Annotated in this window: 25 protein-coding genes and 5 pseudogenes; 16 read left to right on the top strand and 14 right to left on the bottom strand. The window is 68.7% G+C overall.

The features are described from left to right. Positions 1 to 49 precede the first annotated feature (49 nt). The 5 genes from OG858_RS03745 to OG858_RS03725 all read left to right on the top strand — a co-directional run bounded on the left by OG858_RS03745 (position 50) and on the right by OG858_RS03725 (position 4012). Positions 50 to 658, top strand: coding sequence for a hypothetical protein (locus OG858_RS03745; RefSeq protein ID WP_319315697.1), 609 nt, complete (start codon positions 50 to 52; stop codon positions 656 to 658). Position 659: 1 nt separating this feature from the next. Beyond that, on the top strand, positions 660 to 1958 hold the full coding sequence (locus OG858_RS03740; protein WP_327723265.1) for a hypothetical protein: 1299 nt from the start codon (positions 660 to 662) through the stop codon (positions 1956 to 1958). A gap of 197 nt (positions 1959 to 2155) precedes the next feature. Continuing rightward, positions 2156 to 2293 carry a hypothetical protein gene (locus OG858_RS03735; protein WP_327743084.1) on the top strand — a complete coding sequence of 46 codons (138 nt, stop codon included), beginning with the start codon at positions 2156 to 2158 and terminating at the stop codon, positions 2291 to 2293. 230 nt (positions 2294 to 2523) lie between these two features. After that, positions 2524 to 3087, top strand: coding sequence for a dihydrofolate reductase family protein (locus tag OG858_RS03730; RefSeq protein ID WP_086750523.1), 564 nt, complete (start codon positions 2524 to 2526; stop codon positions 3085 to 3087). A gap of 295 nt (positions 3088 to 3382) precedes the next feature. Next, positions 3383 to 4012 carry a class I SAM-dependent methyltransferase gene (locus OG858_RS03725; RefSeq protein WP_086750524.1) on the top strand — a complete coding sequence of 210 codons (630 nt, stop codon included), beginning with the start codon at positions 3383 to 3385 and terminating at the stop codon, positions 4010 to 4012. Positions 4013 to 4058: 46 nt separating this feature from the next. On the opposite strand, the gene OG858_RS03720 is transcribed toward OG858_RS03725, so the two are convergent. After that, a complete protein-coding gene (locus OG858_RS03720) occupies positions 4059 to 4316 on the bottom strand; it encodes a hypothetical protein (protein WP_086750525.1) in 258 nt (85 codons plus the stop codon). A 162-nt stretch (positions 4317 to 4478) separates the two neighbouring features. Here OG858_RS03720 and OG858_RS03715 point away from each other — a divergent pair, with 162 nt between their 5' ends. The 3 genes from OG858_RS03715 (at position 4479) to OG858_RS03705 (ending at position 6451) form a co-directional block, all read left to right on the top strand. Then, the gene (locus OG858_RS03715) at positions 4479 to 5375 is read left to right on the top strand and encodes an aminoglycoside phosphotransferase family protein (protein WP_086750526.1); all 897 of its coding nucleotides are present in this window, start codon (positions 4479 to 4481) and stop codon (positions 5373 to 5375) included. 115 nt (positions 5376 to 5490) lie between these two features. Then, complete coding sequence (locus OG858_RS03710) at positions 5491 to 5697, top strand: hypothetical protein (protein ID WP_179201234.1); 207 nt, start codon at positions 5491 to 5493, stop codon at positions 5695 to 5697. Positions 5698 to 6112: 415 nt separating this feature from the next. Then, entirely contained in the window at positions 6113 to 6451 is a 339-nt protein-coding gene (locus tag OG858_RS03705; protein ID WP_319266275.1) for a thioredoxin family protein, read from the top strand. A 453-nt stretch (positions 6452 to 6904) separates the two neighbouring features. Here the strand turns inward: OG858_RS03705 and OG858_RS03700 are convergent, their stop codons facing one another. After that, entirely contained in the window at positions 6905 to 7501 is a 597-nt protein-coding gene (locus OG858_RS03700; RefSeq protein WP_086750535.1) for a hypothetical protein, read from the bottom strand. Between the two features lie 22 nt (positions 7502 to 7523). Beyond that, positions 7524 to 7676, bottom strand: a pseudogene (locus OG858_RS03695) (ATP-binding protein); the annotation flags it as partial. 145 nt (positions 7677 to 7821) lie between these two features. On the opposite strand from OG858_RS03695, the gene OG858_RS03690 reads away from it, so the two are divergent. After that, complete coding sequence (locus OG858_RS03690; protein WP_218779646.1) at positions 7822 to 8151, top strand: hypothetical protein; 330 nt, start codon at positions 7822 to 7824, stop codon at positions 8149 to 8151. A gap of 37 nt (positions 8152 to 8188) precedes the next feature. After that, positions 8189 to 8725 (top strand): annotated as a pseudogene (locus tag OG858_RS03685) (tyrosine-type recombinase/integrase); the annotation flags it as partial. Positions 8726 to 8803: 78 nt separating this feature from the next. Here the strand turns inward: OG858_RS03685 and OG858_RS03680 are convergent. Both OG858_RS03680 and OG858_RS03675 read right to left on the bottom strand, forming a co-directional pair. Next, on the bottom strand, positions 8804 to 9190 hold the full coding sequence (locus OG858_RS03680; RefSeq protein WP_319266340.1) for a barstar family protein: 387 nt from the start codon (positions 9188 to 9190) through the stop codon (positions 8804 to 8806). A gap of 96 nt (positions 9191 to 9286) precedes the next feature. Continuing rightward, positions 9287 to 9689, bottom strand: a pseudogene (locus OG858_RS03675) (ATP-binding protein); the annotation flags it as partial. Positions 9690 to 9834: 145 nt separating this feature from the next. Between OG858_RS03675 and OG858_RS03670 the strand changes: the two are divergent. Beyond that, positions 9835 to 10320 (top strand): hypothetical protein, encoded by a 486-nt coding sequence (locus OG858_RS03670; protein WP_179201235.1) that lies wholly within the window; start codon positions 9835 to 9837, stop codon positions 10318 to 10320. 216 nt (positions 10321 to 10536) lie between these two features. On the opposite strand, the gene OG858_RS03665 is transcribed toward OG858_RS03670, so the two are convergent. The 4 genes from OG858_RS03665 to OG858_RS03650 form a co-directional block, all read right to left on the bottom strand. Continuing rightward, positions 10537 to 10791, bottom strand: coding sequence for a DUF6262 family protein (locus OG858_RS03665; protein ID WP_319266273.1), 255 nt, complete (start codon positions 10789 to 10791; stop codon positions 10537 to 10539). Further along, on the bottom strand, positions 10788 to 11309 hold the full coding sequence (locus OG858_RS03660; protein WP_319315737.1) for a hypothetical protein: 522 nt from the start codon (positions 11307 to 11309) through the stop codon (positions 10788 to 10790). The genes OG858_RS03665 and OG858_RS03660 overlap by 4 nt, the downstream gene beginning before the upstream one ends. A 216-nt stretch (positions 11310 to 11525) precedes the next feature. Continuing rightward, positions 11526 to 11924: a DUF2255 family protein gene (locus OG858_RS03655; protein WP_327723264.1), complete on the bottom strand. Its 399-nt coding sequence runs from the start codon at positions 11922 to 11924 to the stop codon at positions 11526 to 11528. After that, positions 11921 to 12925 carry an MFS transporter gene (locus OG858_RS03650; RefSeq protein ID WP_328545144.1) on the bottom strand — a complete coding sequence of 335 codons (1005 nt, stop codon included), beginning with the start codon at positions 12923 to 12925 and terminating at the stop codon, positions 11921 to 11923. Before OG858_RS03650 ends, OG858_RS03655 begins: the two co-directional genes overlap by 4 nt. A gap of 17 nt (positions 12926 to 12942) precedes the next feature. On the opposite strand from OG858_RS03650, the pseudogene OG858_RS03645 reads away from it, so the two are divergent. The 4 genes and pseudogenes from OG858_RS03645 to OG858_RS03635 all read left to right on the top strand — a co-directional run. Continuing rightward, a pseudogene (locus tag OG858_RS03645) lies at positions 12943 to 13732 on the top strand (helix-turn-helix transcriptional regulator); the annotation flags it as partial. Between the two features lie 430 nt (positions 13733 to 14162). After that, positions 14163 to 14324: pseudogene (locus OG858_RS48070) on the top strand (NF041680 family putative transposase); the annotation flags it as partial. Between the two features lie 126 nt (positions 14325 to 14450). After that, positions 14451 to 16505: a SpoIIE family protein phosphatase gene (locus tag OG858_RS03640; RefSeq protein ID WP_319266265.1), complete on the top strand. Its 2055-nt coding sequence runs from the start codon at positions 14451 to 14453 to the stop codon at positions 16503 to 16505. 317 nt (positions 16506 to 16822) lie between these two features. Continuing rightward, positions 16823 to 18742: an ABC transporter ATP-binding protein gene (locus OG858_RS03635; RefSeq protein WP_319266263.1), complete on the top strand. Its 1920-nt coding sequence runs from the start codon at positions 16823 to 16825 to the stop codon at positions 18740 to 18742. Between the two features lie 572 nt (positions 18743 to 19314). Here OG858_RS03635 and OG858_RS03630 read toward each other — a convergent pair. Then, positions 19315 to 19686 (bottom strand): S24/S26 family peptidase, encoded by a 372-nt coding sequence (locus OG858_RS03630; protein WP_086749086.1) that lies wholly within the window; start codon positions 19684 to 19686, stop codon positions 19315 to 19317. Positions 19687 to 19865: 179 nt separating this feature from the next. On the opposite strand from OG858_RS03630, the gene OG858_RS03625 reads away from it, so the two are divergent. Continuing rightward, entirely contained in the window at positions 19866 to 20261 is a 396-nt protein-coding gene (locus OG858_RS03625; protein ID WP_319266261.1) for a GNAT family N-acetyltransferase, read from the top strand. Positions 20262 to 20365: 104 nt separating this feature from the next. On the opposite strand, the gene OG858_RS03620 is transcribed toward OG858_RS03625, so the two are convergent. From OG858_RS03620 to OG858_RS03605, 4 genes are all read right to left on the bottom strand, one after another. Beyond that, complete coding sequence (locus OG858_RS03620; RefSeq protein ID WP_319266259.1) at positions 20366 to 21172, bottom strand: class I SAM-dependent methyltransferase; 807 nt, start codon at positions 21170 to 21172, stop codon at positions 20366 to 20368. Further along, a complete protein-coding gene (locus OG858_RS03615) occupies positions 21169 to 21360 on the bottom strand; it encodes a hypothetical protein (RefSeq protein WP_086749089.1) in 192 nt (63 codons plus the stop codon). The genes OG858_RS03620 and OG858_RS03615 overlap by 4 nt, the downstream gene beginning before the upstream one ends. Positions 21361 to 21429: 69 nt before the next feature. Next, positions 21430 to 23322, bottom strand: coding sequence for an ABC transporter ATP-binding protein (locus OG858_RS03610; RefSeq protein WP_319266256.1), 1893 nt, complete (start codon positions 23320 to 23322; stop codon positions 21430 to 21432). A 39-nt stretch (positions 23323 to 23361) separates the two neighbouring features. Then, the gene (locus OG858_RS03605; protein WP_319068235.1) at positions 23362 to 23487 is read right to left on the bottom strand and encodes a hypothetical protein; all 126 of its coding nucleotides are present in this window, start codon (positions 23485 to 23487) and stop codon (positions 23362 to 23364) included. Positions 23488 to 23489 lie beyond the last annotated feature (2 nt).

The following is a 23489-nucleotide window of genomic DNA, read 5'->3' as shown; positions in this document are numbered from 1 at the left end:
CTGGCCGGAGGTTTGATTTCCATCGTCAACGGCATCGAGGGCTGAGGCTGTGAGCAGGAACTCCCTGACGAGGGGCGGGATGTGGGGCGCCGGCGCCATGGCCGTCCTGATGCTCGCCCTTACCGGGTGCGCGTCCACCGACGACAGCGACGACGGCGTCTTTGCCAGCAAGAGCGGGGCGAGCCCGTCCACCACCGCACCCGCCGAGCCCGCACAGACGCCAACCTCCGCCGCACCTGAGGACTGGACCGAGCCCGAGCGGTGGGCGGTACTGCCCGGCGGCGAGCGCACCGACAGGTACGGGAACGAGACCGGCTTCCCGCACACCACCAAGGGTGCGATCGCGATGCTGAAGGCCACCAGCACCACCGAGGTGGACCGCGAGCGGAGCCTTGTCGACCAGCGACTGAGCATCTACAGCTCCTATATGGCGAAGGCCGACCGTAGCGACGACAACGTCGAGAAGATCGAACTCAGCGCCATGCAGGCCGACAAGGAACTGCACCGCGACATGGGCGTCGACCCTTCCCGCCCGATGCCGTACGGCGCATATGTACGCAGCTGTGCGGTGGGCTTCCAGCTCATCGAGGAGTCCACCTCCGTGCCACCCGTGAGGGACTGCTGCACCTTGCGCACACTCGTGTCGGGGAGGGTGTGAGGTGCGCAGGCCCGTCGACGGCGAGGTACATGTTCACTACGGCCAGATCTATGTCGAAAGTGACCCGGACGGTTTCGGTCCCGGTCTCGCGGAGGCGTTCGCCGGGCAGAGCAGCGGACTGTGCGGGGCGGCGATTCCCGGGGCGCTGTGGCTGACGACCGGGCTGCACACCGGCAGCGTCGGCTTCACCGTCGAAGTCCACGACCAGGCCCCGCCGTTGGACCCGTCGTGGGAGGACGTCGTGGAGGTGTCCTTCCGCCCGCTGTCCGCCAACAGTGTGCTCATGGAATGGGCAGGTGAGGACGCCTGGGCGCTGGACCTGGACAGGACCGACTACCGGGTGCGCTACTGCGCCACAGGCATGGACGCGGCACGCGAGGGGGACACCCGACTGGACGATGACCCCCAACTCGACAGATACCTGCTGCAGTTCTGGCCCGCGTCGCCGCGGCCCGACCAGGTACTCAAGCAGACCTCGCAGAACGCCGCCTACTGGCATGACTACGCCCGCCGGCAGCCGCCCCCTCCCACACCCGCCGAGCGCGCCGCAGCCGAACACCAAGCCCGCCTCACCCGGCAACAAGCAGAACGAGAAAGCCTGCTCGCCCACGAACGAGAGCAATGGGGCGGACAGCTGCCCAGCCAGGCCCTGCGCACCGTCGGCGGCAACGTCCGAGGCCTGCTCGCTTTCGACCCCGCACTCCTGCACGCCATCGACGCCGCCGGCCCCACCACCCAGCGCTCGGTGGCCTTGCTTGCGGCCCGCCGGGCCTGCGAGAGGGCCGGTCTGACCGGCCTGAACTGGATCGCCGACGCACTCACAGCCCTGGCCGCCGGCCGTCCGCTGCCGCCGCCCTTCGACGACCCGGACCGCCTGTGGCGGGTACTGGATTCGGACCCGCGTGTCCCGAACAGGACCGTCGGCCGGGCCATCCCGCCTGAACGGCCGCCCCACCACCCGCCCGTCCCCCCAAGAGGCCAGGAGCCTCTGCCGAATCCCCCGCAGGCGTCACCGCCAGTGGTGGGCCCCGCAGCTGCCGCGGCGAAGCCGCCGAGCCCGCCCGCACCACAGCCCGACGACAGCCCGACCTCGTACACCATGGCCGTCGTCATCGGGGCCCCCGACCCGTCCCTGCGGATGTCGCAGCCGCACATGGCCCTGCCCGCACTGACCGATGCCGCCCAAGCCGACCCGCTCCAGGCCGCCCTGGACGCGGTGTACGCGGGCGTGGTCACCTACGGCGAGGACTACCCGGCACTCCTGGAAGAGGTCTGGTCCGCGTGCCACAGCCTTCCATAGACACCGAAGCTCATCTGCGGGCATCACGCCCGGCGAGGAGCGATCTCCCCGGCGTAGGGCGGCTGCGCGGGCACATCTCATGCCACCGATGACGCCACCGTGAAACGGCGGCTATTCCGCATTCATGTCTGTCACCACAATGACTCTGCGTATCCCTGATAACTGGCCCCCTCGATCAAGGCGGCTTCGGGCGCCACATGAGTGTGAACGCGTGGATCGTGCGCGCCGCCCGCCGCGCCGCGACTCTCGATGCCGCGCACCAGCTCGCCGGTGGTCGGACACCCGGCGGGGCCGTCGCGGTGCCGCCGGGCGTGGCCGCTCGTAGACTGGTGTAGGGCGACACCGCCGATGACATGTCGATCTTCTGTGACCTGCTGGCTCTCTGTTGTCTCACCGCGATGTCACCCAAGATCAGTCTCAGATCGATGCCATTTCCTCGGCGGAACGGAGTCTGAGGCTGAGCCCCGAGCACGAGGACCACATGTGAGCTCAGATCCCGCACCGATGAGTTTCCCGCGCCGCGCCGGTCTGTACGTGTGAGACCGACTCGCGGAAGGCCGGCGCCATGCGGAAACTGATCTACGGCATGAACCTGAGCCTGGACGGCTACATCGCCGCGCCCGGCGACGACATCGGCTGGGGCGTGCCGAGCGACGAGCTCTTCCAGTTTTGGTCCGACCAGTTGCAGGCGACCGACCTGACGCTGTACGGGCGCAAGCTGTGGCAGACGATGAGCTCCCACTGGCCGACCGGCGACCAGCAGCCGGGCGCCACCCCGGCGGAGATCGAGTTCGCGCGCCGCTGGCGGGACATGTCGAAGGTGGTGTTCTCCTCGACGATCGACAAGGTCGACTGGAACACCCGCCTGGTCACCGGCGACGCGGTCGCCGAGATCACCCGGCTCAAGGCCGAGGACGGCGGCCCGATGGACATCGGCGGCGCGACGCTCGCCGGGGCGGCCATGCGGGCCGGGCTGATTGACGAGTACGTGCTGGCCACCGCGCCCGTCCTGGTGAGCGGCGGCACGCCGTTCTTCACCGCGCTGGACAACTGGGTGAACCTCAACCTGGTGGAGACGCGGACGTATCCCGGCGGCGTGATCCTGACCAGGTACGAGACGAGGCGCTGAGCAGCAGCACCCACGCGCTGGTCTCACGGTGATGTCGTATACGACATCGCTACGACACGGCCCGTGAGATTACGACATCAGCCGCGAGACCCTACAGCTGGGGGTCTCGCGGCTGTGGCGGAGGTGTGCTGCGCCCCGAACCGTATGGTCGGGTGCGATCAGTTTCGGGCTGGTGACTTCTCTGGACTGAGGAGGGTGTCCCGTGATCAGGTGACGGGACGATCAGTCCCGAGAGGGAGCGCCGGCATGGGGCCGGAGAACGGCTGCGAACGGTGCGGGTGTTAGTTTCCTTCCCGTGTTGAAACATCAGGACGAGACCAAGGCGGCCTACGACGGGGTTGTCGACCTGTATGCCTCGATGTTCACCAGTCAGTTGGAGACACAGCCGTTCGCGCGGAACATGATCGGCACCTTCGCCGAGCTCGTGCGTGCCACGAGGAACCTGCGGGTAGCCGACGTCGGGTGCGGACCTGGTCATCTGACGGCCATGCTGCACGACTTGGGGCTGGACGCCTTCGGGATCGACCTCTCCCCGGCCATGGTCGACCACGCTCGGCGGGCCCATCCGGCGCTGCGGTTCGACGAAGCGCGAATGGAAGCCCTGCCGGTCGAGGACGGCGCGCTCGGCGGAGTGCTGGCCCACTACTCGATGATCCATACCCCACCTGGAGAATTGCCCGCGCTGCTTGCCGAGCAGGTGCGTGTCCTGGCACCAGGGGGCCTGCTCCTGGTGTCCCTCTTCGGGACCGAGGGACCGGAGCCGGTCCGCTTCGACCACAAGGTGACGCCCGCCTACAGCTGGCCTGTGGACCGGTTCGCCGAGCTGCTGGCCGGGGCCGGGCTCGTCACGTTCGCCCGGCTGCTCCACGACCCGGCGTCCGACCGGGGTTTTCTCGACACCCATGTGCTGGCCCGCCGCCCGTAGGGCGTGAGTTGGGGTGGTGTAGATCATCCGCGTGGATGAGGTTCGGCTAGCTTGAAGGCCCTCTTGCCGCACTGATTCGTGTCGCGATCTGGCTGAAGCGGGGCATGCCGAGACCGATCACTTGGCGTTGACGGACTTGTTCTGCATCGAGCTGGGTGAGCTTCTCCTCTGCGCCGGCGAGGCTGACTTGGAATCCTTCGATCTCACCGAGCCATCCCTCCTGTTCTGCTTCGGTGAATCGGGCGATCAGGTTGTCGCGGATCTCGACGAGGCGGTGTCTCCGAGCCGGATCCGGTCGGGGCATGGAGCATCGAGTACACGCTTCCCTGAACTTTGGGGCCGTTCCGTCCCTCAGCCTCTGGCCTGCAGCTCTCTGAAACCGAATTGGTGATGCCAGAGGAATCACAGGGAGACGTTCCGGAGAGCGAGAGCCGCTCCGCCTGCCGCCTCGGTACTGTGACTTCGCATGACCGACACCGAGATCGAGATCACCGCAGACCTGGTCCGCGACCTGCTGCAGGAGCAACATCCGGATCTTGCAGGGCTGGCCATCCGCGAGGTGGCGGGCGGCTGGGGCAACCAAATGTGGCGCCTTGGGGACGAGTTGGCCGTGCGCATGCAGCGCATGGACCCCACCCCGGAACTCCAGCTGAAGGAGCGGCGGTGGCTGCCTGTGCTGGCCCCGCATCTGCCGCTCCCGGTGCCGACCCCGGTGCGGTTCGGCGAACCGTCCGAGCGCTTCCCCAAGCATTGGACCGTGATGACGTGGGTTCCCGGCGAGCCGCTGGACCACGGCTCGATCAGCCGCGGTGCCCACGCGGCCGACACGCTGGCGGGTTTCCTCCGGGCGCTCCATGTGGAGGCGCCCGCCGAGGCGCCGATCGCTACGGACCGCGGTGCCCATCCGAGGAACTGCACGGACGGCTTCGACCACTTCTTCCACGCCGTTGCCCTCGACGACCTCGCCGACGATGTCCGGGCCGTCTGGGACGACGCCGGCGCAGCGCCCGAGTGGGAGGGGCCACCGCTCTGGGTGCATGGCGACCTCCATCCCGCGAACGTCGTGGTCTCGGACGGAACGCTCTCGGGCATCGTCGACTTCGGTGACCTGTTCGCCGGCGATCCGGCATTGGACCTCGCCGCCGCATGGGTGTTGCTACCCGCGGGCACGGCCTCACGGTTCTTCGACACGTACGCGCGTGCAGACGAGGCGACGATTCGGCGCGCCCGCGGGCTGGCCGCTATGAAGAGCCTCTTCCTGATGCTCATGGGGCGGAACGGAGATCGGGGCCTTCCCGGCGGCAAGCCGAACTGGGGACCCGTAGGCCGGGCGGCACTTGATCGTGTTCTGAAGGGTGTTTGACGCTCGCTGCTTCGAACCTGTTCTCGATCTTGATTGCGCCATGCGGCAGCCCGCCTTCATGGGTTCATCGATCACCACCTGTGGTGGGGGCCAGGTCCACGGCCGTAGGCTGCCCGTGGCCCCGATCGAGCTGGCGGAGCGTCTCCTCGGCGCCGGCCAGGCTGACCTGGAGACCATCGACCGCGCCGAGCCTGCCTTCCGCCTCGGCTTCGGCGATTCGGACGATCACGTTGTCGCGGATCTCGGCAAGCCGTGCTCGTTGGGCCGGGTCGGGTCGCAGGCGCGAACATCTGGCGCAGGCTTCTCCGAACTACTGACCTGAGTTCGAAAGGTTGAGTAGTCGCGCTATTTGCCCAGAAGGTCGAGATTATTGCCACTTACCCGAGTTTTCAGTCCGACTGCCACCTGCGGCGGGCCCACCATCTTCTGGTCACCTGCGAGGGCTTGCCGGGCTTGGCATTCGATCAGGTAGGTGGAAAGACAGCGATCGATGTCTTACTGCCAGGATGACCCGACCTGCACAAGGTATGGGTGGCGTCGAGGGCAACCAGCACGTCGTACCGAGGTTGCCGCCCATGCGGCAACTGATCTCCACACACATGTGGGACCACCGTGGTTCGGCGACGGCCCCGCCCCTGCCTTCCGATAGGCCAGCCGGACGACCGACCGGGCCGGCCTGCCGCACCGCGCGGGGGATGATGGGGATCGAATGACGGAACGCAAGGTCGGGAGCCTCCATGGCGAAGCGGTTTCATCAACCCCGTGAGGACGCGGAGTTCGATTTCATCCTTGGGATGAGCGGAGTTCCGGTCCTCGCATACTTCACCGGGACATGGCCCAGGGCAATCGAGTCCTGCCGGGAGATGGACCTCGTCGTGGGTGGCATCGCCGACGACTACACGGGCCGCCTGACGGCCGTCCGCACCGACATCACGCGTTGCCCGGCCGTAACCGAGCGATACGGGATCACCGGAGCACCGTCCTACGTCCTTCTGAAGGAGGGAGAGGTGGTGGCGCACGGCACAGGACCTATGACCATCGCCGAGGTACGGGAGCTTCTGGACGGCCACCTCTGAGCGGCCGGCCGCAGCACTGCGGCCGCGACGCCCGTCACGCTAACCGTGTACGTCCCGGACAGCCGCAACAGATCGAACGCGACGTGGTCTGTGCGTGGTGGGCGGCGCGGGAGACTCGCCCGGAGAAGAATCTCTCGGGCCGGCTGCCCGGATGCCGGGCCCGGCATGGTCATCCTTTTCATGTACATCGAGGCCGACCCGGCCGCTACTGGTTCCACCGTTGGAAAGCTACTGCCCACGGGCGACTGGGGCAGCTGGTTCAGGCCGTATGAGCAAGCATCTCCCCCTGCGTGAGGCCGTGTTGTCGTGGCTCGAGTACGCGGACAGCCTGTCGCCGACACCCCAGTCGAAGCACTCCTCGATCTGCCAGCGCACCCCGGTGTCGACGTACTCCTGTGACTGCTCCACCGAGTACGGAGATATCTGCACCAGCGTGAGGGCGGGACGGTCGGGTCATCTCGCGGGCATGGCGGGGGTGGGGAGGTGAACCTCCAGCACGACTGCGGTGCCGGCCACGGTCCGGTCCTCGTGCATGTTGATCTGCTGGCCGGTTTTGACGTGCGTCCAGTGAGTGGGAGTGAGGGGAACGAGGCGCACAGTGGCTCGGCCGCCAGGCTCCAGAACGAGCATGTCCTCAACCCAGAGCCCGGCGATACTCACCGAAGCGGCCCCGGTGGGTGAGAGGTTCCCGATGTCCCACATGGGTCGCAGAACACCGTGACCGGAGATTGGTGTCTTGCGTCGGGCCTCCGTGGGTGGACGAAGCGTCAGATCCGCCCGGATCATTCCGTTTCGGATCTCGGAACGCCGCCAGTGGCACCAAGCCGCGCTCCGTTCAAGGCCGAGTTGCTCAGCCGCCTCGGCAAGCTGCTCCCAGAACGTCAAGGGCAGCGGTTGCCCGTCTCCGAGCTCCTCCAGCAGGCTCAGAGCGATCTGCCATTCGTCGTGGGCGAGGTAGTCCCAGATGTCTTGCACCGAGATGTCGTTCTCGGTAGCGACCCCTTCCGGGACGAGGAGGGAAGCCGATTCGAGCAGCTCGGTGACATCCATGCGGTCATTGTCGACCACGTTGTCAGGCTGCGTCGTCCCGCTCTCGTTCGATGGCGGCCAGCCGGTTCTTGAGCCGATAGCTGGGACCGTTGATGGAGATCACTCCGCAGTGGTGGAGGAGGCGGTCGAGGATGGCGGTGGCCAACACCTTGTCGCCGAACACCCGCCCCCATTCATCTGGGGCTGGCACATGTTCCTTTTCGAGGATCGCTGCTGCCACCGGCCCGAATCCATCTCCTGCGGTCCTCGTTGGTCTTCACGGTGGCGCTCGGATTCTCCAGGTGCTGCCTTGATCGGTCAGGTGCGAGGAAGGTGTGCCGGTGACATCCCAGTTGCGAGTGATCGAAGGTGGTGCCGTCCTGCTGGAGCCGGTGACCGCCGATCCCTCGGAGTTCCAGGCCGAATGCGTCGAGGCGTTCGTCGCCTCGTGGCGGGCCCGCGGGTTCAGCCCGGTGACCGTCGAGAACGACATTGGCCTGCTGGAACGGACGCTGAACGCGCTGGGTCGGCCTGCGTGGGACGTCACCCCGGCGGACATCGACCGCGTCGTCGGCGACATGGCCCTCGCCGGGCGGGGGCATCGACCCGACGCGAGTATGTGCGATCCTCAAGGGCTTCCACCGGTTCCTGCAGGTCCGCAAGGCCGTTGAGACTGGAGCGGCGTTCGGCGTCCGTTTGGTCTGCCCGGTGGACGAGTTCAACGCCTCGCGGCATGTCGGGGACGATTCCCCGGCTCAACTGCCGCCGTCGACACCTGAACGGGTGGCGGAGTTCTTCGATTTCCTCAAGGCCCGGATAGCCACTGCGCGCAAGTACGGGCCCGCGGCCAGGGACTATGCAGTGTTCCGGACTCTGTATCACGTCGGCCTGCGCTCGGAAGATACCTTCCTGCCGGAGCGTCCCGACGTCCACTTCTCGCGGGCCCCGTTCGGCGAACTCCACGTCCCTTTCGGTAAAGGCGCCCGCACTTGCGGCCCCAGGCCGCGCTGGGTGCCCATGCTGGACGGCCTCGACCTCGTCCTGCACTGGTTCCTCGATGACGTGCGGGGCAAGTTCCCCAACTCGCCGGTGCTGTTCGCGGACGAATCCGGCGGCAGCCTGCACCGCGGGACGATCCGCAACCGCCTGCACCGCGGGACGATCCGCAACCGCCTGCGCTGTCTGATGGAACTCGAAGGACGCCCGGCCGCCGACCGGTTCAGCCCGCATGCCCTGCGGCGGGCTTGCGCGACCCACCCCTACGAACGCGGTGTGGACCTCGTGGCGATCCAGCGACTCCTCGGTCAAAACAGGCATTGGTGGTTACTGAAGTCGCAGGACGCCAGGGGCACGATTTTCGAAGATCGTGATCAGCCAGTCGAAGACGGTCGGCCCGTGCTTCGTATGCGCCGCGGTCAGATCCGCGCTGACAGCAGGACGGTTTGTGGGATGGCATCGCGAGAGGCGAATCTCCAGCTGGCGAGCCGTCTCCGGATAGCCCAGATACTCGCGAGATGCCTGGTGGGCACGCCATTCAACAACGTAGTCGTCATCGTCGGGCTGCCCGAAGCCGCCGCTGAGACAGTCGGCGAAGGCGTCGAGGTTCTTGCCGAAGTAGCCTCCAGGGCCATTGACCGCCTCGCCGATGAGTCGCCAGAAGTCTTCCAGCGTCCTCACCTGACTGCCGTCCAACACGTATGTCGCCGTCACGGCACGAAGGATACGTTCAGCTCGATGGTCTACCTCTCCATTTGAACCCGTGCTGTTCAGCCGCTGCCTGACACAGGTTCACCGGAACATGTGGGCTTTGCTGAAGGTCTTGTTCGAGGTCAGGATGATCAAGCCCTTTCATAGCGCTTGGAAATGATTGGGAAGACCAGGTTGGCCTCCGCGCGGGCTAGTGGCTGGTAGCCGACTTCGTCCAGGACGAGGACTGCTGGTCGCAGGTACGTGCCGAGCTTGTTTGTCAGGCGTCCCGCGGCTTCGGCGGCGGTGAGGTTGCGGACCATGTCGTCGAGGCTGGTGAAGTAGATCGACTACCCGGCCCGGCAGGCAGCGACCGCGAGGGCCACGACGATATGTGTCTTGCCCACCCCGGGCGGCCCGAGCAAGGCAGCGTTGGCCTTGGCCTCGACAAACGAGAGAGCGGCGAGGTCTTTGACCGTGCGGGGGTCAACTCGGGCTGGGCGGAGAAGTCGTAGTCCCGCAGTTGTCTGGGGTAGCGGTGTAGCAGCCTGGCAAGGGCGCTGTTCAGGAAGCTGCGGACGCGTCCCAAAGGTGGCTGAGGTTCGTCCGCTGCCCAGTTGGAAGTAAGTCGCTGTCCTGTTGGAGTGGTGCATCCGTAGGATCACGTCATGACTGCCAATGCCCCGCTCACACGAGAGTCGTTCCGACGCCTCCATCCGATCAATGTGCCCAGGCCGGTGTCTCAGTTGCCGGATCGTGTCTGGACTGACGAGGGCTGGGACCGGATCCGGCGCGGATATCGAGCCCGGGACATGGATGAGAAGTGGAACGTCTTTGCCGAAGGCGACGTTGTTTTCATGCACCGGAGTTGGACCGGTCACGGCGTCTATGAGGCGTCCTTTGCCCCCGTGGCTGGTGGTGGGAGGAGGATTGCCTCTGCTGTGGTGGAGGCCGATGGGAAGCGTTATCGGAGCATGGGCGACGAGTACGACCGTTTGATGATGGAGCTGATCATCAGCGCGATCGTCCTTGGCGAGCCGGCCACCGACCTCCGGGCCGGGCTCGTGGAGCTGACTGCTCGGGCTTCAGGGGAGAACGATCTTCCCTCGGGTGTGGTGGGGCACAGTGCTCTGGGACTGCGTTCCGGATCGTGAGCTCTGGGGCCAAGCGAGTGCTGTCACGGTGTCGGGTTATGTGATCACGCGCTGCAAGCGCAGGACCTCGCCGGGTGCCGCGCCCAGTCGTTGTTCGAGCTCTTGGACGTGCTCTCGATGGGTGGTGCGCTCACGGCGGAGGGCTTCGGTAAGGGCATGAATCACGGTGCCGTCGTCAGCTGAGGGTGCCTGTGGGAAAGAGCGGTTCTCGGCCCGTTACTGACTGCGCAAGGTCTCGATGCGTTTGCGCAGGTCGGTGTGGGCATAGAGGAAGTCCAAGCTGACGCCCGCTGCGCGGGCGACGGCCCGGAAGTTGATTTCCTCGCCCCTCTTGACCAGCCTTCGGATGCCCGCCTCCGCTCGTTGGACGGCCAGCTGGTGTTTGTTCTGTGCGGCCTGCCACAGAGCGGCGATCCGCCGGTCAGCAGGAGGCACGGTCTCCGGGACCGCGTCGTCCGGCCGCTTGTTCATGAGCGTGATGCCCCTCTGCTGTCCGAGGAGTCGGTGGCGTCCTGGTGGCCGGTGCGACCGAGCACGTCGGCGCCGCGGACGACAGTGGTGCTGTCGGTCGGCTGAACTTCGAGGGCGATGATCTCCAACTGCATGCTACGGATCTCCGCGTTGCGCTGTTCCAGCCAGACGTTGGCCCCGCTCATCGGCTCGCCGTACCGCTCGGTGTGGCGGGCCCGCCGGGCGGCGACCAGGGTCTGGGTCTCGGCGAGTTGACGCTGGATGTCCGGCAGGAAGGTGCGGTCGGTTGCGAAGTGGTCGCAGCCGTGGCATGCGTTTGCCTTGTCGCAGGACCGGGTGGACGGCAGCAGGCAGTAACCGTTGGGAAGGATGCGGTCGGTGCGGCGGTCGAGCTGTACGAGGTCGAGCATGTCGCGGCGGTCCATGCCGATCTCGCGCCCGTCGCGCCCGAGCTCGGCCAGGGCGAGGAACTCGCGCTCGGCAGTGCTCGCAAGGCTCGCCGCGTATCGCCTCGTCATCTCTGCCGAAGCAGCATTCCAGCGACGCTTCCACCGCCCGGGCAGCTACCGCCACCCACAGACCAGCAGCGTGGACCACACCCACCGGCTCCTGGCAGCCATCCTCCGCCGCCACAGAGCGGTGACCATGACGTTCCTGGCCCGACTACTGGGCGTCAACCGTTTCTCCGGTCTGGTCGTTCTGGTGGAACTCGCGCTGGTTGTAGAGGAGTTGGGTCAGCGCGGTTCGAGCCGCATCGTGGTGGAGCTCGCCTCGGGGCTGGTGATGGCCTTGATGATGTACGCGGCGTAGTGCCCGTACTTGGCCCGGTACGCGGCGTCCACGGCGTCGTTGACGGTGGTGTCGTCGGCGGCGTCGACGATCGTGACGTCCTTCCCGACCCCGCAGGCCTGGACACGGCCTTCCTGGCGTGCCCGGGTGCCGCGGTACCAGTCGGAGCCGGGGCCGTTGACGGAACGGACGTAGATGCCGTCGCCGACGCGAACCACCCAGATGGTTCGCCGACTTCCCAGCTCGCCGTCGCGTCGCAGGGAGGCGATCTCCAGTTCTTCCGCGTGTTCGATGCTGTCGAGCTCCTGGCCAGTCCAGGCCGATGTCGCCGATGTCGAGGTCATGAGGTCTTCTCCTTGAGGAGTACGGAGGCCGCCGCGGTCAGGACCACGAGCAGTGCGGCGATCAGGAGGCTGGTGCGCAGCCCGTGCAGGAACTGCGCGTGGGGGGAGACCATGGCCCCGAGGACGGCCACGGACAGGGCGCCGCCGAGCTGGCGGGAGGCGTTCAGTACGCCGCTCGCGGTGCCGGCGCGCTGGGCGGGGACGCGGTCGAGGAGCAGTGAGGTCACCGCCGGTACGGCGAGGCCGCCGCCGGTTCCGACCGGGATCATCAGCAGGACCAAATGCCAGGCGGGCGCCGAGGCCGGCGGGACGCAGAGCGCCACCAGGCCGACGGCCATCAGGAGCTGGCCGGTGATGATCGGCATCCGCGCCCCGAACTTCGCACTGAGCCGGGCGGTGGTCGGGCTGCTGACCGCGGTCAGCAGTGTCATCGGCAGGAACGCCAGGCCGGTGGCCATCGGCGACAGGTCCTGTTCCTGCTGGAGGTACAGGCCCAGGAGGAAGATCATGCCGTAGAAGCCGATGTTGAGTGCGAACCCGATGGTCGCCGAGAGCGCCATCGTCCGGGCGCGCAGGAGCTCCAGCGGCACCATCGGGTTCCGGCCGCGTGCCTGGGGCGTCAGGAAGACCACCGCCGCCGTCACGGCGACCGCCAGTGCGAGCAGCACGCGCGGAGCACCGATGCCGACGGCGCCGGCCTCGATGGCCGCGTAGGTCAGGCCGCCCATCGCCGCCACCGCGGCGATCTGGCCGGTCCAGTCGAAGGGGGCGTCGCTCTTTCGGGGCGAGCGAGCGGTGCGGGCGAGCAGGAACAGCGCCAGCAGGCCCACCGGCAGGTTGACGAAGAAGATCATCCGCCAGTTGAGTTCACTCAGTACGCCGCCCAGTACCGGGCCGGCCGCGGCGCCCACCGAGCCGCCCATCGCCCACACCGAGATCGCCCGGGCACGCTCGGCCGGGTCGGGGAACGCCTCGCGGATCAGCGCCAGCGAGGCCGGCACGATCACCGCGGGCCCGGGTGAGCCCGGAGGAGGCCGGCCTGACGGCCGGTTCCGGCCTGCGCCGTACGCCCGGGCTGCGCCGTGAGGAACTGGCCGCCCTGGCCGGGATCAGCATCGACTACTACGTCCGCCTGGAGCGCGGCAAGGAGACCCGGCCCAGCGCGTCCGTGGTCGATTCCCTCGCCCGCGCCCTCCTCCTGGAGGACGACGAGCACGAGCACCTGCGCAGCCTGGCCGCCCGCGCCGCGCGCAGGGCGCCCGAGCCGCCCACCGCGCCCAGCCGCACCGTTCGGCCCGGCGTGAAACTGCTCCCGGAGAGTCTGCGCCCCCAGCCCGCGCACGCCGTCAGCCGCACCAACGACCTGCTGGCCGCCAACCCCGGCGGACTGCGACTCCACCCGGCATCGAGGACTGGCCGGCCAGGGAACACAACATCGCCCGCTACCTCTTCCTCCACCCCGCCTCGCGCGTCCTGTTCCACGACTGGAACACCAGGTCCGCGGCTGCGTGGCCCGGCTGCGCGTTTTCGCCGGCACCGATCCCGACGCTCCCGACCTCACCCGGCTCGCCGGTGAACTCCTCCTCAAGAGATCGGAGTTCGCCCGCCTGTGGGAGCGCTACGACGTCAAGGGGCACTCCTACGGCCGCAAGACCTTCCACCACCCCGAGGTCGGCGACCTCACTCTCGGCTACCAGTCCATGGAGCCGGAAGGCACCTTCGGTCACCGCATGGTGACGTCCTACGCCGAGCCCGGCACCGCCGATCACGACGCGATGGTCCTGCTCGACCTGCTCGGGCAGGAGAAGCCCGCGAAGCGGATGTCGGCACGCGACAACCGGTCGGCTGCCGTCGAAAACGGTCCCGCCTCCCCCTGTCCTGACCGGCCTGCGGCCTGCGGCCTGCGGCCTGCGGCCTGCGGCCTGCGGCCTGCGGCCTGCGGCCTGCGGCCTGCGGCCTGCGGCCTGCGGCCTGCGGCCTGCGGCCTGCGGCCTGCGGCCTGCGGCCTGCGGCCTGCGGCCTGCGGCCTGCGGCCTGCGGCCTGCGGCCTGCGGCCTGCGGCCTGCGGCCTGCGGCCTGCGGCCTGCAGCCGAACGATCGCGGTCCCGTTGCCGGCGGCTCCCCCTGCGGACAACCTGACGACCGGCCCTCACGGCAGGGAGACGCCACCGTCCTCCAGGCCGTCCCCAGCCCCGAGGCGAGCTCCACGACCACGCCGTTCTACGCGGCGACGGTCCGGTGAGGTCGCCTGCCGAGCCGTCGCTGGTGGGTGACCACCGCCTCGGTCATGGAGGGCTCCACACCGTGGTGGCCCGTGGAAGCATCGATTCCGGCCGGCTGCGGCGGGCATCGGCCGTTGTACCACTGCCGCGGGCAGCCGACGGGCGGCCGGTCCTGGCCGCTGACGTCACCCCTTGGCTGAGGCATCCCGCGAGGCGGTCCCGCCGCTCCGGCCGTACCCTGACCTCATCGGACGACGTGCGGAACAACGGTGGTGCCCTTGCCGCGCCGGAAGGAGCGGCTCGCATGCACGGGGATGCGACCACGCATGGCGATGAGATCCTGGCGACGCCCGGTGGGCTGCTGGACCTGTTGGACGTTGCGTCGGTGGTCCTGGACGCGGGCGGGCGCATCGCGCTGTGGAGCCCCGAGATGGAGCAGCTGCTCGGCTATTCCGCGCAGGAGGCACTCCGGCAGCGCGCCGACACGCTGCTGGTCACGCCCGAGAACCGGCCGCGGGCCAGAGCGCTGTTCGCCCAGGTCCGGTCGGGGTCCCGGTGGACGGGTGTCTTTCCGTTGCGGCACCGTGACGGCCGGGAACGCGCCGTGGAGTTCCGCACGATGCGGCTGCTCGACAGCGAGGGGAAGTCACACCTGCTCGGGCTGGCCACGGACGCGATGACCGTGCGCCGCGTCGAACGGGATCTGGCCCTCTCCCACAGCCTCGTCAACCAGACCCCCCTGGGGATCGCTGTCTTCGACACCACCCTGCGGTGGGTCGGCGTCAACCCCGCTCTGGAGCGCATGAACGGGGTGCCCGAGTCGGCTCTGGTGGGCCGCCGGGTGGGTGAAGTGCTGCCGGATCTGGATGTGGAAGCCATCGAGACCCGGATGCGGCACGTCCTGGAGACCGGCAGACCCCTGCTCGATCAGCAGACCGTCGGCCACACGGCGGCGGATGCCCAGGATCGCACCTTCTCCGAGTCGTACCACCGCATCGAGGACACGGGCGGCCGGGTGCTCGGTCTCGCCATGGCCGTCCTGGACGTCACCGAACGCCAGCAGGCCGCCGCCGAGGTGGCCCAGGCACGCCGACGCCTGGCCGTGATCGCGGACGCAGGGGTACGGATCGGCACCACGCTCGACCTGAAGCAGACCGCGCAGGAACTGGCCGACGTAGCCGTGCCGCATGTGGCGGATCTGGCTGCCGTGGACGTCCTGGAATCCGTCGTGACCCTCGGGAGCGTCATCCCTGTCGCAGGTCGTTCCCCGGCCGAGTTCCGGGCACTGGCCGTGGCGGCCGGATACCCCTCCGACGCGATCCACGCCGCCGACCCGGTCGGCGAACTGGCCACCCACAGAGCGTCGAGGATCATCACCCAGTGCGTCCGCAGCGCCCGGCCGGTTCTGGTCGAGCGCGTGGACGAACGCTCGATGCGGCGGATCGCCCGGGACGCACACGCCGCCCGTGCCCTCCTCGAGGCCGGCGTCCACTCCTACATGGCGCTGCCTCTGGTGGCCCGGGGCAGTGTGCTCGGCACCCTCAGCCTGTACCGCACGGTCAACGACCGCCCCTTCGACGATCAGGACTGCCTCCTCGCCTCGGAACTGGCCGCGCGTGCCGCCATCTGCATCGACAACGCACGCCTCTACGGCCGGGAACGTGCCACCGCCCTGACGCTGCAGCGCAGCCTGCTCCCCGTCACCCCGGTCCAGCGGGAGGGGCTCGACATCGCCGCCCGGTACCGCCCGGCCCTGAGTGACGTGGGCGGCGACTGGTACGACGTGCTCCCACTGGGGCCGGGGCGTACCGGGCTCGTCGTGGGAGACGTGATGGGAAAGGGCGTCCAGGCCGCCGCGATCATGGGACAGCTGAGCAGCGCCACCCGTGCGCTCGCCCGCCTCGACCTCCAGCCCGCGGAACTGCTGCGGCATCTCGACGACATCGCCGGCTCGCTCGGCGACTCCATCGCCACCTGCGTGTACGCCGTGTGCGACCTCGAGCGCGGCACCTGCACCCTGTCCAGCGCCGGTCACCTGCCGCCCGTCCTGGCCACGGCCGACGGTACCGCGCGCCTCGTCGACGTCCCCGGCGGCGTACCGCTCGGAGTGGGCGGCGTGGACTTCGGCACAGTGGAACTGAAACTCGCCCCCGGCTCGTTGCTCGCGCTCTACACCGACGGACTGGTCGAGAACCGAACAGAACCCATCGACACCGGTCTCACCACCCTCACCCGCTTCCTCAGGTCCCCGGGCAGCACCAGCCTGGAACAGATCAGCGACGCCCTCCTCAACGCCCTGCGCCCGCAGCCCGACGACGATGTCGCACTCCTCCTGGTCCGCGTCCGCACCCGCACGTGAACCGGAGCCCAGCGGCACGGATTGCGTGCCACACGTGGACGTGGCTCTGTCGACAGAGCCGATGCGTGGTTCGGGAGCCGGTGGCCTCACTGGTCCGCCGATACGGTGAATCACGGCTCGGTTGCCGTGCTTGCGACGGTGCTCGCGGACCCCGCGTGAGGACGACGGCTGCACCGACTGACGCAGGCTCACCAGCGGAAACCTCTGCTGCGTAGGCCGAAGGCAGCGGTGTCCGGTTCTCGCCGGTCCGGGGTAAATGCCTGGACTGAGGACCTCCCTCGACGGGACACTTCCGACTTCCGAACTGCGGGAGTGTGATGGGGACAACAGATACGCGAGGACCGGCGCCCGGCAGGAGCGCGGTCGTTCTGGCACTGCGCCTCTACGGACGGGAACTGCTGCGACTACGACGGCTGGCCCTGCCCGCGCTGCTGCTGCCGGCCGTGGGCAACATCGGCATCCGTTACGTCGCCCCCCTCCTGATCGCCAAACTGGCAGGTCAGGCCGCCGATGACAACGGTCTCACCCTCAGCTCGGCGCTGCCGTACGTGCTGGGCTTCGGCGTGACGCTGTTGCTCGCCGAGGCCGTGTGGCGGGTCGGGCAGCACTGCCTGAACCGCGTGGACGCCCTCGGCATGGAACACCTGTACGTGAGCGGCATGGACGAACTCCTCGCCAAGGACGCGGCGTTCTTCCACGACAACTTCGCCGGCTCCCTGACCAAACGGGTGCTGAGCTTCGGCAAGCGTTTCGAGGACTTCGTCGACACGGTGACGTACCGGATCGTGGGCAGTCTCGTTCCCCTGGCGTTCGGTGCCGTGGTGCTGTGGAGCTACGAACCGATGCTCGTCGCCGGTCTTCTTGTGATGATCGCGCTGACCGTGGTGGCCGCGACACCTCTGATCCGTCGCCGACAGCGGCTCGTCAACGACCGTGAGGCGGCGATCGCCCGGGTCTCCGGCCACGTCGCCGACAGCCTCGCGAACATGGAGACCATCCGGGCGTTCGCGGCCGAGGGGCGGGAGGCCGACGAGCACCGCAGCCGTGTCGCGGATTCCCGGCGCCTGACACTGAGGTCGTGGGACTTCGGCAATCTGCGCGTCGACACCCTGATCGCCCCCATGTCCGTGCTGACCAACGTGCTGGGTCTGTTGGTCGCCATCGTCTTCGGTGGCCCGGGCCAGGGAGTGGAGGAGGTCGTCGTCGCTTTCACCTACTACTCCAACGCGACCCAGATCATGTTCGAGTTCAACCAGATCTACCGGCGTCTGGAAAGCTCGATGACCGAGGCCGCGCAGTTCACCGAGCTGCTGCTGGATCCGCCCACCGTGCTCGACCCGACAGAACCCGAACCGCTCGCACCGCGGGACACCGGCATCCGCTTCGAGGCGGTGACCTTCGCCCACGCGGGCGCGAAGCCGATCTTCCAGGGACTCGACCTGGACGCGCCCGCAGGCGCACGGATCGGGCTGGTCGGCAGGTCCGGCGGCGGCAAGACCACACTCACCCGGCTCCTGCTGCGGATGTCGGACATCGACGACGGACGCGTCCTGATCGGCGGGCAGGACATCAGCCGGCTGCGCCAGACCGACCTGCGCTCACTGATCGCCTACGTCCCGCAGGAACCCGCCATGTTCCACCGCAGCCTGCGGGACAACATCGCCTTCGCCCGGCCCGGCGCCACTGACGAGGAGATCCACGCCGCCGCCGCGGCCGCGCACGTCACGGAGTTCGCCGACCAACTCCCCGACGGTTTCGGCACCCTGGTGGGGGAGCGGGGCGTGAAACTCTCGGGCGGCCAGCGCCAGCGCGTCGCCCTCGCCAGGGCCATCCTGCGCGACGCCCCGATCCTGCTGCTCGACGAGGCGACCAGCGCACTGGACTCGGAGAGCGAACTCCTCGTCCAGGACGCCCTGTGGCGGTTGATGGACGGACGTACGGCCCTCGTGGTCGCCCACCGCCTGAGCACCGTCGCCGGCATGGACCGTCTCGTCGTCCTCGACCGCGGAAGCGTCGTCGAACAGGGAAGCCACAAGGAGCTGCTCGCGGCGAACGGTGCCTACGCCAAGCTGTGGCAGCACCAGTCGGGCGGCTTCCTCGGCGAGAGCACCGAGTCGGCCCTCGGACACCCGGTCCCAGAAGCCGGTCCCAGTGGGCTGCCCGGACCAGGCGACCCGATGCCGGACGAGGACCGCAGGACGTCGTCGCACGCTCGTACGGGCACCGGGTCCGCGTGACCGAGCTGGTCACGGACATCCTCGCCGGCTGACGGCGGCACGCTGATCCATACGTCCGTGGTATCCGGCAGACCGTGAAGCGCCGGTGAAACGACCACCGCTCCCGGACCGGCCGACGCGGTCCGGGAGCACGACGGGGCTGTCGACGACGACGCGGGTGCTCACCGATCCGAATCGAACATCCTGGGCGGGACCGGGCCGGGGGCCGTGGGTGTGGGGAGAATCGGCGGGGTGCGGTCCTGAGTTCGGAGTCTGGCTCTTGAGATCTCCGAACGGGGTGTCCTGCTCACCCGATGTCGACCGTCGGCCGGGAACGGTGCGTTGTTGGTACCGGGCCGGCCGGCTGTGCCTCGACAGGGGCTTGCCGACCGGGCGTCGTCATGGGTCCGACCATCGCGCGGTCCGGTGCCGGCCGTGCGACGCGCCAAGGGGTCGGAAGGCGAATGAGCATGACGGTACGTCCTCTTGTCGGCGTGCCCGCCGACACCCTGCACCGGTCGGGCGCGGGCCGACGGAATCGCATCCGGGGGGAGGGACCCTGACGGATTCCGGGTGCGCGGGTGGCCAGGGCGTCAGGTTTCGGGCGGGCCGTCGGAGTCGGGCGCACGCGTCTTGCCCGCGACTCCTGAGCGGGCTGCGCCGTCGACCGCGACACAGATGCCGAAGACACGATCGTGGCCGGTCCAGCCGTTGACGTGGCCACGGTTGTTGCTGATCTGCACCCGCTTCCTGGCAAGGTCCACGGACGACACCAGGTGCAGGTAGACCGTTCCCGCGACACGGGCGAGGACGATGTCCCCGACCTCGACCTTCGACGGGTCGACCGGAGCGACGACCACCTGCTGCCGACTGCGTATCAGCGGAACCATCGAGGAACCGCTGGGCCGGAACATCACGGTCGCCCCGTCGGCGACTCTGCCTGCCACCGCGTCCAATGCACCCATGCGACGATCGTGGCAGATCGTTCTCCACCACCCCACCGATTTAGTTCTCCACACTCCGGCTCCGGTGCGGGCCTGTTCGTGGCGGTCCGGTGGACAGTTCACCGGTGTGCCCGCCAAGAGATCTCGCAGGGTCGGCTCGGATGCGGTGACCGATGTGGCACGGACATTACGATTCAGGGGTGACGATCACGTACGAGTGGCGGGGCGACTTCGACAACACGGCCCTCGACACGCTGCACGCCGACGGCTTCGGTCACCCGGTCGCAGGGACCGACTGGCGGGGACGGCTTGAGCGCCACAGTCTCGGCTGGGTCTGTGCGTGGGAGGACGGTTCGCTGATCGGCTTCGTCAACGTCGTCTGGGACGGAGGAGTACATGCCTTCATCCTGGACACGGTGGTCGCACGGCATCGCCGTACGAGAGGTGTCGGCGCCGCGTTGGTCGCGACCGCCGCCCACGAAGCCCGTGCCGCACGGTGCGAATGGCTCCACGTCGACTTCGAGGAGCCCCTGCGGTCGTTCTATGTCGATGCCTGCGGCTTCAAGGAGACGGCAGCCGGCCTGATCGCTCTGTGAGGCCGTGGGTGCCGAGCCGCGGGCGAGGGGGGCCGGGACATGTCCCGGCCCCCTTCGACGGACATGGGCATGAGGTGCTGACCCGTGATTCCGGGCCGGGGCCGTCAAGGCTTGACGTAGGTGCAGATGGCCAGGGGTGAGTCCAGGGAGTACGGGTCCGCGTCGGAGGGCCAGTCACCGAAGCGGTTCTCGGGGACGAGGCCGGCGGCGCGGGCGTACGTGTCCATCTCCTCCGGGGCGGTCAGCCGGGAGATCTCGGTGCCGACGCGGGTCGTGCCGTCGGCCTCGTACCAGACGTGGGAGAGGTGCCACAGGGACCCCTCCGGCAGGAGGACGGAGTGGCTCTGCAGACCGGTGCCCGGCTCCGGGTAGGGCGAGAAGTACGTGGCGCGGGCGCTGCCCTCGTGCAGGGCGAGGATGGCCGGCTTGTTGTGGGTCTCGATCACCAGCCTGCCGCCGGGGGCCAGCAGTTCGGCCGCGCGACGCACCGCCTGCTGCTGCTCCTCGGGGGTGAGCAACATGGACAGGGTCGCGCAGATGCAGTAGACGAGCCCCACGGTGAGGTCGGCGGTGTAGGTACAGATGTCGCCGTGCACGGGCTCGACGGGGGTGTCGTCGGTCAGGTCGCGGCGCAGCACGTCGAGCATCTCGGGGGAGGAGTCGACCCCGGTGATCGGCCCGACCCGGCGTGCCAGCGGGAGCGCTATCCGGCCGGTGCCGACGCCGAACTCGACGGTTCCCAGGGCCGGATCGGGGTGCAGGGCGGCCAGGCGCTCGACCTCGGCGACGACGGAGGCGTCGTCGGGGAACAGCCGGTGGTACCAGTCGCCGAACTGCCGGCCGTAGCCGATGTCGTCGATGCTGCCGTTCGACGTGGCGCCGGGTGTAATGGACGTCGTGGTGGTGTTCATGGGTGCTGCCTCCGCTTCTTGGACGGGGTGTTCCTCGCGTGGATGTTGCTTCTGGCCTGGGAGCAGGCGCCCCACAGCACCACCAGGGCGACGCCGATGACGGCGGGAGTGCTGACGGCCCGGGTGGCGATGAGGAAGCCGACGATGCCGAGGGCTACCACGGACGGGATGAGCAGAAAGTCGTTCACACACTTCTCCTGTCGGGATGTCTTCTCCTGTCGGGGTGAATCCGGTTGTGCCGCCCCGTCGTTCCCGGATCAGGACGCCACGTCGCTGAGTTCCTGGAGCCGGGCGAGGCGGCGGTAGAGGTCGCTGTTCCGGTGGAGTTCGTCGTGGGTGCCGACGGCGTGCACCCGCCCCCGGTCGAGCACGACGATCTGCCGGGCCTCGGTGACGGTGGACAGCCGGTGCGCGATGGCGATGACCGCACAGAATCCGGAGATCATCGTGATGCTGTCGCGCAGCGCGTTCTCCGATTCGGTGTCGAGGTTGGCGGTGGCCTCGTCCAGCAGCAGGAACCGGGGAGCCTGCAGCAACGTACGGGCGATGGCGAGGCGTTGGCGCTGGCCGCCCGACAGACCGGCGCCCCGGTCGCCGAGTTCGGTGTCGAGGCCCCGGGGCAGCGCGGCGATCACCTCGGTCAGGTTGGCCATGCGCAGGGCCTCGGCGATGTCCTTGTCGTCGGCGTCCGGCGCGCTGTAGGTGAGGTTCGCCCGGACGGTGCCGCGCAGCAGGGTGTGGTCCTGGTCGACGTAGCCGACGATGGAGCGCAGCTGGTTGAGCGGCAGGTCGGAGATGTCCGTGCCGTCGATGCTGATCGCCCCGGACACCGGGTCGAAGAGCCGCTCGATCAGCTGGAAGACGGTGGATTTGCCGCCGCCGGAGGGACCGACGACGGCGGTCAGTCCCTCCGACGGGATGGTGAAGGAGACCCCGTCGAGGACGACCTTCTCGCTGCCCGGATAGGCGAACCGGACGCTGTCGAAGACGAGTCCGGGTTCGTACCCGCGCCCGAACGGGCGGGCGCCGGACGGCCGTTCGTCGGGCCGGCTGCCGTCCGGGTCCGTCTCGACCTCGATCTTGCCGAGCTCCGCGAGCCGTTCCACCGACGCCCTGCCGATCTGGAACTGCGCGATCGACTCGAACAGTGTCAGCAACGGCGCCACCAGGTAGAACAGGTAGAGGATGAATGCCGTCAGATCTGCGGTGGGCATCGCCCCGGTCGCGGTGCGCGCCGCGCCCAGACCGATGACCACCGTCAGGGCCAGCTGGGTGCCGATGCTCATGGTCGGGTCGAGCAGCGACGACATCACCGTCACCTTGATCCCCGACTTCCGGGCCCGCCGGGCGATGGCCGCTATCCCCTCGGCCTCCCGGGCCTCGGCCCGGGACGCCTTCACGGTGGGCATCGCCCCCAGCACCCGCAGCAGGGCGGAACCGAAGGTGCCCAGGTCGGCCTGGTTGAGCACTGACACCTTCCGTACGCCGCGCGCCAGATAGAGCGAGACGATGCTGGTCGCGCCGAGGCAGACCAGGGTGGCGGTGAGGAGCACGGTGTCGATCCAGGCCATCAGGGCGATCCCGCCGATGACCAGGAAGCTGTTGTTGAGGATGCTGTCGATCGCGTGGGTCATGGTGGAGCGGGCGAGCATGGTGTCGCTGACCATCCGGGAGAACACGTCGCCCTGCTGCAGCCCGCTGTACGCCTTGAACCGGGAGCGCAGCAGCCGCGAGGCCAGGGTCCGGCGGATGTCGTAGACGATGTTCTCCCCGGCCAGCCCGATGACGTAGGAGTGGGCCGCGCCGAGCATCGCGTCGGCGATGAACAGTGCCGCGCCCACCATGATCGGGCCGGTCAGCGAGCGCCCCTCTCCGACGGCGGCGACCAGTCCGCCGATGACCGCGGGCTGGGCCAGGGACGTCGCGGCTCCCAGCAGGCCCAGGAGGATGCCGAGCAGGACCAGTCGGCGGTGCCGGCCCATGGCCCGCCAGGGTTTCGCTCCCTCGCCCCACAGCAGGTGCAGATTCAGCTGGGGGACCGCCCGGTGCGTGGCACGCTTGCCGCCACCGGGGTCGCCCTCCTTCTCCAGGTTCACCGGCGGATCCTGCGGGCGGGTGTGCCGCCCCCGGCCGACCGGACGGTCACTCATCGCGCGCCCCCGGCCCCGCGGTGGCCGTCCGCGCCCGGTTCACTCGTGTTCCCTGCCGTCCTCGTCCGATTCCGCGCGGTCCCTGGCCAGCCGCAGGCCCGCTTTGAGCAGGCCGACCGCGAATATCAGGATGCCGAGGAGGATGAAGGGGGTCGCGTTGTCCATGG

This window comes from Streptomyces europaeiscabiei, from assembly GCF_036346855.1.
GTDB lineage: Bacteria > Actinomycetota > Actinomycetes > Streptomycetales > Streptomycetaceae > Streptomyces > Streptomyces europaeiscabiei.
The sequence above is the reverse complement of the archived record's forward strand: the minus strand, read 5'-3'. Positions and strand labels throughout refer to the sequence as shown.

Excerpts from the sequence above, each read along its gene's own strand:
- OG858_RS03735 (WP_327743084.1), top strand. The coding sequence starts at position 2,156 with ATGAGTGTGAACGCGTGGATCGTGCGCGCCGCCCGCCGCGCCGCGACT.
- OG858_RS03730 (WP_086750523.1), top strand. The coding sequence starts at position 2,524 with ATGCGGAAACTGATCTACGGCATGAACCTGAGCCTGGACGGCTACATC.
- OG858_RS03720 (WP_086750525.1), bottom strand. The coding sequence starts at position 4,316 with ATGCCCCGACCGGATCCGGCTCGGAGACACCGCCTCGTCGAGATCCGC.
- OG858_RS03715 (WP_086750526.1), top strand. The coding sequence starts at position 4,479 with ATGACCGACACCGAGATCGAGATCACCGCAGACCTGGTCCGCGACCTG.
- OG858_RS03705 (WP_319266275.1), top strand. The coding sequence starts at position 6,113 with ATGGCGAAGCGGTTTCATCAACCCCGTGAGGACGCGGAGTTCGATTTC.
- OG858_RS03700 (WP_086750535.1), bottom strand. The coding sequence starts at position 7,501 with ATGGATGTCACCGAGCTGCTCGAATCGGCTTCCCTCCTCGTCCCGGAA.
- OG858_RS03670 (WP_179201235.1), top strand. The coding sequence starts at position 9,835 with ATGACTGCCAATGCCCCGCTCACACGAGAGTCGTTCCGACGCCTCCAT.
- OG858_RS03665 (WP_319266273.1), bottom strand. The coding sequence starts at position 10,791 with ATGAACAAGCGGCCGGACGACGCGGTCCCGGAGACCGTGCCTCCTGCT.
- OG858_RS03660 (WP_319315737.1), bottom strand. The coding sequence starts at position 11,309 with ATGACGAGGCGATACGCGGCGAGCCTTGCGAGCACTGCCGAGCGCGAG.
- OG858_RS03655 (WP_327723264.1), bottom strand. The coding sequence starts at position 11,924 with ATGACCTCGACATCGGCGACATCGGCCTGGACTGGCCAGGAGCTCGAC.
- OG858_RS03640 (WP_319266265.1), top strand. The coding sequence starts at position 14,451 with ATGCACGGGGATGCGACCACGCATGGCGATGAGATCCTGGCGACGCCC.
- OG858_RS03635 (WP_319266263.1), top strand. The coding sequence starts at position 16,823 with ATGGGGACAACAGATACGCGAGGACCGGCGCCCGGCAGGAGCGCGGTC.
- OG858_RS03630 (WP_086749086.1), bottom strand. The coding sequence starts at position 19,686 with ATGGGTGCATTGGACGCGGTGGCAGGCAGAGTCGCCGACGGGGCGACC.
- OG858_RS03620 (WP_319266259.1), bottom strand. The coding sequence starts at position 21,172 with ATGAACACCACCACGACGTCCATTACACCCGGCGCCACGTCGAACGGC.
- OG858_RS03610 (WP_319266256.1), bottom strand. The coding sequence starts at position 23,322 with ATGAGTGACCGTCCGGTCGGCCGGGGGCGGCACACCCGCCCGCAGGAT.
- OG858_RS03605 (WP_319068235.1), bottom strand. The coding sequence starts at position 23,487 with ATGGACAACGCGACCCCCTTCATCCTCCTCGGCATCCTGATATTCGCG.